Here is a 14766-nt window from a genome sequence, read left to right on the forward strand (position 1 = left end):
TGTGAGACAAATGACTGTCCGTCCAGCCCGCGCGTCGATCCGCGCTACATGAAGTCCGCGATGCCTGACTGCTTGTTCGTGTCGTCCTCGAAGATCGACTCCAGCGACTCGTCTAACACCTTCAACCGCTGTTTGGTGTAGGGCCGACAGCCGAACCGGTCTGCGACCTCTATCGCCGTGTCCACGTACTTGCTCACGGAGCCCTCGTGGACGGTGAGGTTCACCCGGCCGCCACACTCGCGGCACTCGCCCGAAAGCGGCATGCGGCGGTACTTCTCCCCGCAGTCGAGACACCGTGTCTCCTGTCGCGAAAAGGCCCGAAGGTTCCCGATGATGTCCGGCAGGAAGTGATACTCGATGACGCGCTCTGCCACGTCCGTCTCGTCGACCGCGCGCAGCTTCCGGGCCAACTCCAACTGCGCGTCCATCTTCTCCATCATGTCGCCGAGCGTCTTGTACGCCGAGAGATCCGGCCCCATCGCGATGTCCGTGGTGTCGTGGGTGTGGTCGAATCCGTGGTACTCGTCGTCTGTCCCGAGCGTGTCCTCGCCGATCTGTATCAGCTCCTCGACCGACTCCGGGTCGGCCATCTCCAGCGACGCCTCGTACAGCTCCAGCGGGTACTCGCGCACGATATCGACGTTGTGCGCCTCGTCGTCGATCTCGGCGGGATCGATCCGCGAGGACATCACGAGCGGCGCGTCCATGCGACCGCCTCGCTGGTCCGGCAAGAACGTCTTCGAGAAGTTGAGGAGGCCGTCCATGAGAAGCATCACGCAATCTTCGTCGCCGTCACACTGAGCGACCAGCAGATCGTTCGCCGCGAGCGTGTGCGTCTCGGCGACGGTGAGATTGTACGTGTACTCGACATCGCTTTCGAGGAACGAAACTGACCTTACCTCGTCAGTTTCAATTCCTCCGTCCCTCGCTGTGCTGGTGGCGGCGTTCATCGATACGTTCTGTTGTGAAGGACTCGACGGAACGGTATCACCGACCTCCAGTTCGTTTGCGTCGACCTTTTGAACACCCCCATCGGCGACTCGTAGCATCGTGTGGTCAGGCGTCACGCGGATCGAACGCCCGCGCCGAGTCTCGACCAGAACGAGATGATCTTGGCTCGGGTGTTTCGAAACGGCGGTTACCGGTTGCGTGGACCTGTTTCCGCGTTCGTCGATGGAGGGCACCTCAATTGCGCCGTCAAGTTCCTCAACAAGCGTTCCGAAGTCGTCGGTATCGGGATCGTCCAGCCGGTCCTCGACGAACGTCTCGATCGTTTCGCGGTGCCATCCCGCGTCGTCTCGGTATTCAATCTCCGTCTCTGGATGGAAGCAGTTCCGCCGCTTCGCGGCGTGAAAGTACGGATGTGCGTAACCGACCGCGGCCGAGGTGAATCCCACCACTCGCCCGACGGTCGCGGCACTCGTGTGGGGGGCCATCCCGAAGACGAGTTCGCCGACGAGGTCGTCGCGCTCGTTCACCTCGTAGAAGCGGTCGAGCCCGTAGAACTGCTCTAAGAGGTCGTCGACGAAGTCCGCGGTCTTCAGCATGTGCTCGGCTGCGCCGTCCGAGAGGACGATGTCCTGCACTCGGAGTTCGATCAGTTGGTCGTCGTGGCGGAGCGGCTCGCCGTCGATGTCCGTCTCGTAGCCCAGTTCTCGGAAGTGGTCTGCGGTGACGTCGAGTTCCTCCGGGCGGACCGCCGTGACCGGGAGGTCGGTCATGTCGTACCTGACCGTCCCGTCCTTGAACGAGGTGACACCGTTTTTCGCGCGGAGGATTCCCTTCTCTATCGGCTCCGGAGTCTTGTTCCGCGAGGTGAGCCCTTGAACGCCCTTCAGGATCTCGAAGGCCGACTCGCGTTCGCCGACCGCCTCCATCGCCGAGCGGTAGGCGTCGTTCACGTCTATCTCCCGGCGATCCGCTGCAGTCACCTCCCACTCGCAGCGCGGGCAGACGACGCGACCGGCCTCGTCCGGCTCGCAGACGGTCCCACACCCGCCGCACTCGTAGTGGAGATCGGTGTGCGTCTCGCAGTCGGGACACAGCGCGCGGTAGGTGTGATCGCCGCAGTCGGGACAGACGCGATCTGCGATCTCCACCTCCAGCCGCCCGCGACGGCCCTGATCGTCCATCACGCTCGCGGCCTCCGCGACATCCCGCTGGGGGCCGCCGGCTTCGGTGATCGGAAACAGCGTGTGGACCGCGGGAGAGAGATCGCGGCTCTCGGACTTTTCCGGGCGGCCCATCCGGTTGCCGATCCGAGTCGGTGCGCGTTCGCGAATCTCGAACGGGGCCACTTCGTTGACCGCGCGCACCGCGTTATCGCCGCCCGCCCACTCGCGGGCGTCCGCCGAGAGGTCCGCCGCGGACCACGTCTTTCGAAGCCCGTCGTCGACGCCGAGCGAGCGCGCCAGCGGCCGCCACGTCGGGATGCGGAGCGCGTCCGGCGTGGCGGCGTGTTCGACCAGGAGCGCCTCCAGCGTCTCCCGCGTCGTCTCCGTGCGCTCGATGGCGAGCACGCCCCCGACCACGTCGCCGGCGGCGACCGCGTCTGCGAGCGCCTCGAACGCCTCGACGCTCACGTCGTGCCAGAGGTAGGTGTACTCGGGGTGGAGCGGACAGTCGTACGCCGTGGCCCAGTCGAGCGCCGCCTCGACGGTCGGATGTTCGAGGTCGACGTTCGGGTCGTCGGAGAACGCTTGCACGTCCGCGCCCGCGGCCTCGAACTCCTTCACCCACCACTCGGACACGTACGACGCGGGTGCGAGCGCGTGGTTGTTCTCGATGAACTCCCCGTAGTTAACGAGGTACTCGCCCAGATCGAGCACCTTCTCGATGCCGTTTCGGACCGCCTTCGCCTCCTCGGGGTCGTCTATCTGTCGGACCTCGCCGTTGGCGAGCCGCACGGTCGGGCCGTCGATTGAGTCGACGGGAACGACGCCGTGGGCCTTCCCCGGACGCTCCGTCTTAATTTGGGTGCCGGCCGCGAGGAAGTCGTCGACGATGTGCATCGTCGCGGGATGGACGCCGCCGGTCGCGAACCCGTGGTTTCGCGCGCGGCCGTACCGGAGTCGAAACCCGCCCGCTTCGCTCGGATGGGTGAACACCGGTCGGCCGGCGATGAGGTCCCGCAGGAACTTCTGGGTTGGCTCCGCCCGCGGTGGACCCGTTGGCTCGTCTTCGCCCGTCTCTTCGAGTCCATCCGCGTCCGAATCGGCAGGCTCGTCCGCGGGCACATCGCCGTCGCTGTCGGCGTCGTCCTCGGTCGCGTCCCCGTCGCCGGACCCGTCTTTTCCGATCGTTCCGTCGATCAGGTCCTGGAGCCACGGCCAGTCGACCTCGTCGAGGTCGCGTGTGTATCGCTGGATCTTCGGGGCCTTGAGCGCGATCCCCTCGGCCGCGACGAGACACATCCCGCCGCGGGCGGAGTTGGTGTCGACGCGCTCTAGGTCGCGGAATCCAGAGACCTCCTCGTCGCTCGTCGCCTCCCCGTCCAGCATGATGGGGATGTGTTTGGCGATGAACTTCGACTCCTTGTCTTTCGGCGTGTACTGGAGCCCCGTCTCCGTGTCGTACAGCGCGATCTCCTCGGCGTACCGCTCCACCTCCTCGTCTCGCGGCTTGTACTCGTCGATGCCCAGAAGCGACCGGGCGTAGTCGGCCACGAGCACCGACAGCGCCTGCGCGGTGCCGCCCGCGGAGCGGATCGGTCCGGCGTAGTAGACGTTGACGAACTCGGTACCATCGTCGTTCTCCAGTAGCTCAACGCGGTCGATCCCCTCTATCGGCGCGGCGACGACACCCTCCGTGAGCAGCGCGACCGCGGTCCGCACCGCCCCCTCGACTTTGCCCTCGCGGGAGTCGTAGTCGCCCACGTTGCCGTCGACGAAGTCCTTCACCAGCTCTAAGGCCGCCTCCTCGCGGGACATCTCTCCCTCTAGATCGCGGACGCGCTCCGCGACGCCGTCGATACCTAGTATGTTCTCGACGCGGTCGGCCATGTCGCGCGCGACCGGGATCTCGATTTCGGGCTCCGGATCGTGGCCCTGCCGTTTGGCGGCCTCCGCGACGTCCCACGCCTCGTCGAGCCGGTCTTCGATCCGAGCGAAGTAGCGCTCGTCGTCGGGCCTCATCGCCGCCGGCGCGAGATTAGAGCCATAAATCGAGGTCGGTCGTCGGGTCGTGTTCGCGCTCCAGCGGCTCGTCAAACGCCCGCAGGTGACACTCGCCCGCCCAGACGGTCGCGGAGTCGAGGTGGCCGGCGAGCGCCTGCCCGCTCGGCCGCGACAGCACCGCGTGGGTGTGCGCGAACACGTCGCCCTCCAAGAGCGAGACGTTGCCGACGCAGGCGGCGACCTCCAGCGGCTCGTCGAACGTCACCGACTGGTACTCGGTGTCCTCCTGGTCGTAGAACCACACGTCGGCGTCCTGAACCGCACCGAGCGCCGTGAACCAGCCCGCCTCGACGTCTTCCGCGCGGGCGAGGTCTTCGATCTCCTCGCGCCAGTCGGCTCCGGTCTCGAACCGCGCGACGTACTCCGCAGTCGTCTCCACTTCTCGGTGGTGCATGAACCCGCCAACGACCGCCCGAGCAAAAAGTCTTCACTCAGCGGCGGGCGGCGACGGGTCTGCCGGGCTCGCGGTGTGAAATTGATATAGCAACACACCATTTATCAGTGGAGTGCGGGAAAGACGGTACCGACAAAATCCAGAGCGGGTGCTACGGAGCCGGCAACCCGAAAAAAAGTAGACCGCGCGTTCAGAACGGGGCCTGCGGCCCTTCGTCTTCGCCGCCGTCGTCGGTCGTCTCGCCGGGGAACGACGGGGACATGCCGCCGCCGGTACCGCCGAGGTCGCCGTCTGCACCCGCGTCCATTCCGGTGTCGGCGTGGACCGTCTCGATCTCGGGGATCTCCTTGACCATTCGCGACTTGATCGCCTGAATCGTCATGGGCGAGATGCCGCAGCCGGAGCACGCGCCGCCGAGTTGCACCGTCACCTCGCCGTTTTCGCGGTCGAGGTGGCTGATCGCGGCGCTCCCGCCGTGCATCTGAATCTGCGGGAAGTTGCGTCGCAGGAAGTTCGTGATCCGCTCGCGGAGGTCGTTGTCCGCGTCGCTCGTATCCGTGCTCATGCCCGCGAGTTGGCGGTCGGCGGGCTTATGCCTTTGGTTCGACCGAACGCGACCCGCGAAAATCGACGCTTCGAGCGGTGAGCCGAACGAATGCGTCTCACTCCGGCCGGTCGACGCCGAGCGTCCGATACAGCTCCGTCTCGATCCGGTCGACGTACTCATCGAGCGTCTCTTCGAACGTCTCGTCGTCGACGGGGACGGCACCGCGGATGCGCTCGCGAGGATTCTCCGGGAGTTCGACGGAAAACTCACCGTCCTCGTAGAACGGCTCGGACTCGTTGAGCACCGTCTGGTCGATCCCGTGGATCAGCTCCGAGTCGTACCGGTCGTTCATCTGGTTGAACGCGTTCTTGTACGCCCGCTGCAGTTCGTTGAAGTAGTGAGCGTACTTGTCCTCGAACTTCTCGGGGTCGAACTCGTCGGCCATATCGGCGTGGACGGGTCGGGCGAAAAAAAGCCGGTCGATCGCCGTTGAGCGAAGACACGGGCGCACGAGACGGTAGAAGCGCCCGGTGAAAAGACACCATATAGTCTATAGTGCTATACAAAATTCGAATGCGCCGCGCTCACCGCAGCCGACCGAGCAGCCGGTAGTCGCGGTCGGGCTCGTACCGGCGGAAGAGGAGGCTGTTGGTGAGCACGCTCACGCTGGAGAACGCCATCGCGGCGGCGGCGAGCGCCGGCTGGAGCAGTCCGAGCGACGCCAGCGGGATCATCGCCGTGTTGTAGCCGAGCGCCCACACCAAGTTCTGTTTGATCTTCTGAAGGGTGGCATCGGAGACCCGGATCGCCCGAACCACATCCAGCGGGTCGTCGCGCATCAGCGTCACGTCCGCGGCCTCGATTGCGACGTCGGTGCCGCTCCCGATCGCGGTCCCCACATGTGCGACCGCGAGCGCCGGCGCGTCGTTGACGCCGTCGCCGACCATCATCGCCTTGCGGCCGTCCTCCTGAATCGCTTCCACCGCGTCGGATTTGTCCTCCGGGAGGACCTCGGCGCGGACGTTTCCGGGATCGATCCCGACGCGCTCTGCGACCGCGCGGGCGGTGCGCTCGTTGTCGCCCGTGATCAGCATCACGTCGAGACCGCGCTCGCGGAGGGCGGAAACGGCGTCCTCCGCGCTCGATTTCACCGAGTCGGCGTCGGCGACGACGCCGACGAGTCTCCCCCCCTCCGTGCCGGCGGGCACGCGGGCGACGAGCATCGCTGTCTTCCCCTCGCGTTCGAGCCGTTCCATCGTCTCCGCGGCGGGATCGGGGTCGACGCCGTTGTCGCGGAGGAGCTTTCGGTTGCCGACGAGCACGTCCTCGCCCGCTATCCGAGCGCGGACGCCGTGGCCGGGGACGTTCTCGAACTCGTCGGGGGCGGCGAGGTCGAGCCCCCGGCTCTCGGCCCCCTCGACGATGGCGCGCGCGAGCGGGTGTTCGCTGCCGCGCTCGGCGCTCGCGGCGAGCCGGAGCACCTCGTCGTCGGTGAGGGTTGTAGCATCGTCCGGGTCGGGATCGATCCCCTCGCCGGGAGCGACTGCCTCGGCCGTCCCGCCGTCAGTATGAGGCTCGCCGTCGGGACTGAACGCGATCACGTCCGTTAGTTCCATCTCGCCTTCGGTGAGCGTCCCCGTCTTGTCGAACACGACGGTGTCGACGTCGCGCGCGCGTTCGAGCACGTCGCCGCCCTTGAACAGGACGCCGTTTCGCGCGCCGATGGACGTGCCGACCATCGTGGCCGCGGGCGTCGCCAGCCCGAGCGCGCAGGGACACGCGATGAGCACCGCGGAGGCGAACACGACGACCGCGAACTCGAAGACCGAGACGCCACCGCCCGCGACCGCCGGCCCGCCGGCGACGAGCCCCCACAGCGGAAGCGCGTTCACGATCCCGGCGAGCGTCTCGGGGAACAGGAACCAGACGACGCCCCACAGCAGGGCGTTGACTATGACCGTAGGGACGAAATACGCCGAGATGCGGTCGGCGAGGTTCTGGATGTCGGGCTGGCGTGACTGCGCCTGCTTCACCGTCTGGACGATCTGCTGGAGCGCGGTGTCCGCGCCGACCTTCGTCGCCTCCACGACGAGCACGCCGTTCTCGTTTATCGTGGACCCGACCACCTCGTCTCCCTCGCTCTTTTCGACCGGAACCGACTCGCCGGTCACCATCGACTCGTCGACCGCGCTCTGGCCGTCGACGACGACGCCGTCGGTCGGGACCTTCTCGCCGGGGCGGACCATCATGCGGTCGCCGGGTTCGACCTCGTCGAGCGGGACCTCGACCTCTTCTTCGGTCCCACCGGCGTCGACGGGTTCGCCGTCGGCATGCGGCGTCTCCGACGTCGCTCTGTCGACGAGCGTCGCCGTCTCCGCTTCCATCTCCAGTAATTTCCGGAGCGCCTCGCCGGCCTGTCCCTTCGAGCGCGCTTCGAGGAAGTTTCCGAGCGTGATGAACACGAGAATGAGCGCGGCCGTGTCGAAGTAGAGGCTCCCGGCGATCAGTCCGGAGAGGACCGCGACCGAGTAGACGTACGCGGTGCTGGAGCCGAGCGCGATCAACACGTCCATGTTGGCCCGGCCGTTCCTGACGAGCGCTTTGTAGGAGTTCTCGTAGAAGGGGCGACCGAGCGCGACCTGCACCGGCGTCGCGAGCAGGAACTGTACCCAGCCGACGCCGACGCCGAACACCCTGTCGGGCAAGAGCGCGCCGTCGAACGCGAGGTGATCGAGCATAAACGCGAGCAGCGGGGCGGCGAGCGCCGCGCCGAACAGCGTCAGTCGGAGCTGCCTGCGGATCTCCTCCTCGCGTGCGGCGTCGCGTGCGCTCTGGACGCCACCCCCAGACCCGGCTCCCCCGTCTCCGGGCGGGTCGCTCGCGCCGGGGGCGGCGTCACTGCGTCCGGCCTCGCCTCCGCCTTCGCGAACCGGGGAGTAGCCGGCCGACTCGATCGCGTCGTACAGGTCGGAACGAGAGGCGTCCGCCGGGTTGTACGTCACCTGCGCCTCGTCCGTGGCGTAGTTCACGTCCGCGTCGATCACGCCCGGCGTGTCGTCGAGGGCGTCCGCGTTCGCCTCGGCGCAGTTTGCACACGACATGTCCGTGATCGGGACCGTGACCGTCTCTGAGACTGCACCGTAGCCGGCCGACTCGATCGCGTCGTAGATCTCGCGCAGCGTTACGACCTCCGGATCGTACTCGATCGTCGCCTCGTCCGTGGCGTAGTTCGCCGTCGCGGACGCCACGCCGTCGAGGGCCTCCAAGGTGTCCTGTATCGTCGCCGAGCAGTTGGCACAGGACATCCCCGTGATGTCGAGGTGGGCTGTTCTGTCTGGCATACCTGTTACTAGGGGCTCCCCTCTTAGCTGGTTTACTGCTTCGAGAATGGGGGTGATCGGCGGCCGGAACTTTCGATTCGAAAGCGATTCGAGGAGATCGCCGTCACCTCCCCAAACAACGGACAGGCGTACGCGTCGTCAGTCTCGCTCGACGCGGTCGATCAGGTCGCGTGCGGCGTCGGCCGCGCGCGCTCGCACCTCGTCGGCGTCGAGCGTCAGCACGTCGCGGTCGCGCATGAGGATCGTGCCGTCGCAGACGGTGTGGCGCACGTCGCTCCCGCGCGCCGCGTACGCGAGGTGCGAAACGGGGTCGTGGACGGGGGTCAGGTGCGGCGCGTCGAGGTCGACGACGGCGAGGTCGGCGGCCGCACCGGGCTCGATCCGTCCGCCGGGGAGCCCGAGGGCGTCCGCGCCGGCCGCGGTCGCCATCTCCACTGCGGCCTCCGCGGGGACCGCGCTCGCGTCGTCCGCGGCGAGTTTCCCGAGCATCGCGGCGTCGCGCATCTCGTCGAAGACGTCGAGGTCGTTGTTCGAGGCCGCGCCGTCGGTGCCGAGCGCGACGGTCACGCCCGCCTCGCGGAGCCGCTGGACGGGAGCCATCCCGCTCGCGAGTTTCATGTTCGAGGCCGGACAGTGAACGATCGCGGTCCCCGCCTCGGCGAGCCGGTCGATCTCTCCCACGTCGAGGTGGACGCCGTGCGCGAAGAAGTCGTTCGCGCCGAGCGCGCCGATATCGTCGGCGTACGCGATCGGTCGCTCGCCGCGCTCCTCGACGATCGGGTCGACCTCGTCCGCTGTCTCGTTCGCGTGGAGGTGCACCGGAATCCCCGCCTCGCGGGCCGCGGCCACGCCCTCGCGGAGGTGCTCCTCGCCGACCGTCGTCAGCGAGTGCGGCATGAAGGCGGTCCGTATCCGCCCGTTCGCGGTCCCGTCGAGGTCGCGGGCGACGACGACGCTCTCCTCGACGTCCGCCCGCGCGTCCGCGTCGTCTTTACCGACCGTGACCGCGCCGTGGCCGAGTCGCGCGCGCAGTCCCGCGCGGTCGACCACGTCCGCGACTCGGTCCATCGCGAAGTACATATCGGCGAACGCGGTCGTCCCCGACATGATCATTTCGAGGACGCCGAGTTCGGCACCGGCCTCGATGTCGTTCGGCGTGAGCGCCGCCTCGGCCGGCCAGATGTCCTCCCGTAGCCACGGGTCGAGCGGCTTGTCGTCGGCGTACCCGCGGAGCAGCGTCATCGCGACGTGGGTGTGCGCGTTGACGAGACCCGGAATCACGAGCGACCCGGACGCGTCGAGGGTCTCGGCGTCGGCGAGGTCGGAGCCCTCGCCGCCCGCCCCGTCGGCCGCCTCTTCGCCCACGGCGACGATCGTCCCGGCGTCGCGGTCGATCGTCACGTCCGACTCGGTCACGCGGCCGTCCGGGCGGAGCACTCGGCCGCCGGTCACGCGAAGCGCGTTCATGCCCACGGGTTCCGGCCGCCGGACCTAACGCCTTCCGTTCGTCGGCGACGCGGTGCGGCCCGGTGCGGCGAGCGACCCGGTACGGCAGGCGACCCGACTACCCCGCCGAACGACGCCGCCCGCTGGCTCCGAACTTCTTTCCCCGCCGCCGCCGGAGGGCCGGTATGGCAACCGACGCGGAGCAGGCGTGTTTCGAGGCGGGGATCAAGTTCGGCTCGCTGTACCACCAGTTCGCGGGGACGCCCGTCAGCCCGTCGAGCGCCCGGAGCCTGGAGGCCGCGATGGCGGAGGCGATAGAGAATCAGCCGTTCTGTGAGTCCGTGACCGTCGAGATCCGCGACGACCGCGTCGCCGACGCGATCGACCACGAGAACGGATACACGGAGCTTACGGGCTCGCTGATGGACGTCGAGATGCGGATCGACTACGAGGGCGTCCGCGTCCGCACCCGGATGGCGATGGTCGACGGCTACCCGTTGATGGAACTCGTCGACGTGGTCGAGGAGGCCTGACGGTTCCTCGAATCAGTCCGGATTCACCGCCCGGATCGTCCCGACGCCCTTACTCGACCCCTCGCGGAAGACGAACCGCTGTCCCTCCTCGACGAGGTACGGGCGGAACTTGAACCGGACGCGCGTCCGCCCGGTGTCGCCGGGGAGGAGCTGGCCGCCCTCGGGCGAGAAGACCGCGGCCTCCGAGACGGTCTCGACGTGGACCACGGGCTCGTAACCCGCCTGAATCCGCGTCGGATGGTTGAGCACCATCGCCTCGGCCTCGAACTCGCGGACCGGTTCCGGGTCGCTGTCGCGGGGGACCAAGGCCATCCCGCGTTCGATCTCCGCCTCGTCGACGCCCTTGAGGGCAATGCCCACAATCCGGCCGGCGGTCGCCTTGTCGACGCGGTGATAGTGCATCTCGATGGAACGCACCTCCACCTCGCGGAAGGATCCGTCGGCCATCGGTCCCAAGAGGAGTTCGTCGCCCGCCTCGACGGTGCCGGAGTTGACGGTGCCGGATGCGACCGCGCCGACGCCGGTCACCTTGTAGCTGCGGTCGACGTACAGCCGGAACTCAGCGCGCTCGGGGGTCGCGCGCTTTGGGAGCGTCTCGAAGAGCCGGTCGAGCGTTCCGATGCCCGCCTTCGTCACGGCGCTCGTCGACAGCAGGGGGACGACGCCGTCGCCGACCTCCGCGACCGCCGCGTCGATCCCGTGCCGGTCGACGAGGAGCGGCGTCTGGCCGGCGTCCCGCAGCATCGACTCCACCTCGCGTTCCACCGCGGCGAGCCGCTCGTCGCTCACGGCGTCCGCCTTCGTGACCGCGACGATCGTCGGGAGTTCGGTCGCGAGCAGGATGCCGAGGTGCTCGCGGGTCGTCTTCGTCGGGCCGTCGTCTGCGGCGACGACTAAGAGTCCGTAATCGAGCTTCTGGCCCACGAGCCCGCGGATCGTCGTCCGGAGCCACGGCTCGTGGCCCACGGTGTCGACGAACGAGACCAGCCGGTCGGCCTCCTCGACGATCCGCGCGCGGTCGGACTTGCGGTGGGGGTTGTCCATACGCACGGCGTCGCCGTCGGCGAAGCCGTAGACGGCGTACGAGAGGTCGGCCGACAGCCCGCGTTCGACCTCGTGCGGCTGCACGTCGAGGAAGCCGCGCGTGCCGCCCTGTCCGTCGTCCGCCCGACCCGTGACGAGAGTGCCGACGAGCGTCGACTTCCCGTGGTCGACGTGGCCCGCGGTCCCGACTACGAGGTGGTCGTCGTCGGTCTCGAACATCCCGCCGTCGCGGAGCGTCGCGAGCCCGACGAGCCCGTCGGTGCTCCCGCTCCCCGACGAGCCGGCGCTCCACGTCTCGACGTCGGCGATGTGCGCGTCCGCCTCGCTGGCGAGAAGCGAGAGCACGTCCATCGTCTCGGAGAAGGTCTCGGGGTCGACGCCCGCGAGCCCCCCGTCGTCGGTGACGCCGAGGACGTAGGTGGCCTCGCCGTCGCCGGAGAGCACGCGGTGGCGGAGCTGGGCCACGAGCGACTCCATCCGGCCGTCGGCCAGATGGACCTCGCGGGTGAGCCGCTCTTTGAACTCGATCGCGCCGCCGTCCCGTTCGCCGCGCTCGATGGCCCGCAACAGGGCGGACCGGTCAGCGCTCATGCACGCTCGTACGCGACAGCCGGGCTTAACGGTTTTCGTGCTACCCGTCCCCATGTGTCGTGATCGGTTTCGAGGGCTCGGGAGCGCTCCGGAGCGGTGGCACGTTCAACGGTGTTTTGTCCCAATTATTATCAATCTGAGGAGGGCGGAAACAGGTCTTTTCGGAGTTTACAGTGCATCCCTTTTTCACCGTTTACGACCTGTGTCGACTGGAAATCGGCCGCAACGCTCAACAGTGAATACGACTCCGGTTCTGACAGACCTTTCGTCTCTTCGAGGAACGAGATCATTTCCAAGGCGGCTTTTCGCGTTGCGATGTCGAGATCGGCATCGAACGCGTGCGTCATCCAGTACTCCTCGGTTTCCAGAAGCGGAGCCGAAATGTCGATGTCGTCTCTGACGAAGAACTGAACGACTGCGTCGACATGTGCTTCGATGGCCGTCCCCGAAATTTCGCCGTCTCCCTCCGCGATATGCGAATCCCCGGCAGTGAACAGTCCACCCTCAACCTGAACGGGGTAGTACATCGACGTTCCAACGTTGAAATTGCGATTATCGACGTTCCCACCGTATATTCCGGGAGGGACTGTGTCTATTTTGCCGTCCGCAGCGGGAGCGACGCCGGCCGTTCCGAAGTGGTACCGAACGGGGACTCGGATGTCCGCTAACACCGGTTCTCGGTCGACTGATTTCGGATCGATTATTCGTCCGGGCGTGTCGTACAGATCCGGGTACTCGTATTGGAAGCGGGCGTGTGCTGTCTGTGTCTCCTGATCGACCTCGTATATCGTCACGTATTCAGTGTCATCAAAATCGTCGTACAACAGTCCCCAGTTCGCACAGACGTTGCTTCCGTACGGTAGCCGAGGTTCGAGGTTGAGAATCCGACATTCGAGTACGTCGCCCGGCTCCGCGCCCTCGACGTGTATCGGTCCGGTCACGATGTGTACGCCCGGTCCCCGGTTCTCCACGTCGATCTCGTCGTAGATTTTTCTGACGCCCTCATCCATCATGTAGTCCGGGGCGTCCCCGGCATGATGTGACACCGTCTCGATGCGTACGATATCGCCGGATTCGACGCGGCAGACCGGCTCCTGTGAGTTGTCGAAATACCCCCAGCTCACGGTCTCGGGTGTCGCTTTGATTTCGTGTATCTCCGGATCGACCGATCGGCGAGAGGTTCGAGTGGGTCCGTGTATTGTCATTAGAAGCTGTTGTTCTGTATGTGCGTGCGGAACTCATCCGCGTCTTCTAAGCCGCACTGAGTCGTGTCCGATGCTGCCGTGAGATCACAGCCGAGCGCTTCTTCGAGGAAGGACGGTTCCACGGTCGCCTCCTCGATGAACGAAGCCGAGTGGTCCTCTTCTACCCGTGCAAGCCACATGATGTGGCTCATATGGTGTGTCGGCCCCTTAAGCCTAAGATCACCGGAAGTGTTTCGCAGCGTGTCATGACGTTCGGTAACAACCAATGTGGCTCTTGCTGTATTGTCGGTTTTAGCGACGACTCACAGACCGGTTGCTGTGGCTGAACGAACGGCGACAGTGGTTTCGCGACCATCGAACTCGGTCGTCGAGCTATTCGGCGATCCGAGCTTCGCCGCTCTCAGGCGGTCAGCTCGACGAACGTCCGCCGGACGGTCACTGGCGTGACGCCCGCGGCGTCGGCGGCGTCCCGTTGCGTGCAGTCGGCGTCGCGCTCGCGGGCCGCGGTGTAGAGGCAGGCGGCGGCGACGCCGACCGGGTTGCGGCCGTTCGCGATCCCCTCCGCGACGGCGCGCTCGACGAGTTCGCCGGCCCGGCGCTCGACGCCGGATTCGACGCCGAGGTCGCTCGCGAACCGCGGCAGGTACTCCGCGGGACCCGTCGGGCCGATCGGGAGGCCGAGGTCGCGGTTCATCGCGTCGAAGGCGGCGCGGTGTTCGGCCTCGGTCGCCTTCGCGGCCTCACACACCTCGCCGACGGTGCGGGCGACGTTCGCGGTGCGACAGGCGACGTAGACGCACGCGGCCGCGAAGCCCTCCAGCGAGCGCCCGCGCAGCAGGCTCTCGGCCTGCGCGGAGTCGAACAGGGCACAGGCGGCGTCACGGACGTTCGTCGGTAGCTCCAGCGCGCCGGTCAGTCGCCGAATCTCGGTGTATGCGTACACCTTGTTGCGGTCGCGTTTCGTCGAGATCCGCGCGCGGTTGTGCTGGGTGCGCATCCGGGCGAGCCGCCGACGCTTGCGGCCCTTCACCCGGGTCGACCGCCCGATCTCCGTCGAGAGCCCGCGGTCGTGTCGCGAGCGCGTCAGCGGCGCGCCAGTGCGCTTCGGGTTCGTCTCGTCGTCGGCGAAGGATCGCCACTCGGGGCCGTGGTCGATCCGGTCGGCCTCCACCACGAGCCCGCAGTCGCGACAGACGCGCTCGGCCGCGTCGACCTGCGTTCGACCGCCGCACTCTGGACACTCGTCGACTGCAGTTCGCTCAGTCCCCTCGATACCGTCGGTGGTTTCGGTGCGGTGCGAGCGGACGCGGGTCGGACGTGCGTGGCTCATCGTACTTCCAACTCCGTCCCGATCCCTTACTTAAACCCGGGTGGATCGGGGGGAAGACGGTGCGATCCGCGTGCTCGAACCGACCGGTAACCGGTCGGTGGTTCGCCGTCGGTCCCCCTCGCAGTACGGGGGGTTTAACACCCCGTCCGGCGCACGGAGT

Annotated in this window: 11 protein-coding genes; 1 reads left to right on the forward strand and 10 read right to left on the reverse strand. The window is 67.1% G+C overall.

Annotated elements, in window-relative coordinates; genetic code table 11:
* Positions 1-44: 44 nt before the first annotated feature.
* From EP28_RS13195 to EP28_RS13220, 6 genes are all read right to left on the reverse strand, one after another.
* The gene (locus EP28_RS13195) at positions 45-4133 is read right to left on the reverse strand and encodes a DNA-directed DNA polymerase II large subunit (protein ID WP_049984455.1); all 4089 of its coding nucleotides are present in this window, start codon (positions 4131-4133) and stop codon (positions 45-47) included.
* A gap of 16 nt (positions 4134-4149) precedes the next feature.
* Positions 4150-4569, reverse strand: a complete 420-nt coding sequence (locus EP28_RS13200) for a PPC domain-containing DNA-binding protein (protein ID WP_049984456.1) — start codon at positions 4567-4569, stop codon at positions 4150-4152.
* A gap of 190 nt (positions 4570-4759) precedes the next feature.
* Entirely contained in the window at positions 4760-5134 is a 375-nt protein-coding gene (locus EP28_RS13205; RefSeq protein ID WP_049984457.1) for a NifU family protein, read from the reverse strand.
* 97 nt (positions 5135-5231) lie between these two features.
* Positions 5232-5561: a DUF5783 family protein gene (locus EP28_RS13210; RefSeq protein WP_049984458.1), complete on the reverse strand. Its 330-nt coding sequence runs from the start codon at positions 5559-5561 to the stop codon at positions 5232-5234.
* 139 nt (positions 5562-5700) lie between these two features.
* The gene (locus EP28_RS13215) at positions 5701-8457 is read right to left on the reverse strand and encodes a heavy metal translocating P-type ATPase (protein ID WP_049984459.1); all 2757 of its coding nucleotides are present in this window, start codon (positions 8455-8457) and stop codon (positions 5701-5703) included.
* Positions 8458-8595: 138 nt separating this feature from the next.
* The gene (locus EP28_RS13220) at positions 8596-9924 is read right to left on the reverse strand and encodes an amidohydrolase (RefSeq protein ID WP_049984460.1); all 1329 of its coding nucleotides are present in this window, start codon (positions 9922-9924) and stop codon (positions 8596-8598) included.
* A gap of 164 nt (positions 9925-10088) precedes the next feature.
* Between EP28_RS13220 and EP28_RS13225 the strand changes: the two genes are divergently transcribed.
* Complete coding sequence (locus tag EP28_RS13225; RefSeq protein ID WP_049984461.1) at positions 10089-10436, forward strand: dihydroneopterin aldolase family protein; 348 nt, start codon at positions 10089-10091, stop codon at positions 10434-10436.
* A 12-nt stretch (positions 10437-10448) separates the two neighbouring features.
* On the opposite strand, the gene EP28_RS13230 is transcribed toward EP28_RS13225, so the two are convergent.
* The 4 genes from EP28_RS13230 to EP28_RS13245 form a co-directional block, all read right to left on the reverse strand.
* Positions 10449-12071, reverse strand: a complete 1623-nt coding sequence (locus EP28_RS13230; protein ID WP_049984462.1) for a GTPBP1 family GTP-binding protein — start codon at positions 12069-12071, stop codon at positions 10449-10451.
* A gap of 131 nt (positions 12072-12202) precedes the next feature.
* Entirely contained in the window at positions 12203-13195 is a 993-nt protein-coding gene (locus EP28_RS13235) for an acetamidase/formamidase family protein (protein ID WP_230455367.1), read from the reverse strand.
* Between the two features lie 80 nt (positions 13196-13275).
* Positions 13276-13467 (reverse strand): hypothetical protein, encoded by a 192-nt coding sequence (locus tag EP28_RS13240; RefSeq protein WP_049984465.1) that lies wholly within the window; start codon positions 13465-13467, stop codon positions 13276-13278.
* Between the two features lie 209 nt (positions 13468-13676).
* Positions 13677-14606, reverse strand: a complete 930-nt coding sequence (locus EP28_RS13245; protein WP_049984466.1) for a transcription initiation factor IIB — start codon at positions 14604-14606, stop codon at positions 13677-13679.
* Positions 14607-14766: the final 160 nt, after the last annotated feature.

The sequence above is a fragment of the Halorubrum sp. BV1 genome, assembly GCF_000746205.1.
Classification (GTDB): domain Archaea; phylum Halobacteriota; class Halobacteria; order Halobacteriales; family Haloferacaceae; genus Halorubrum.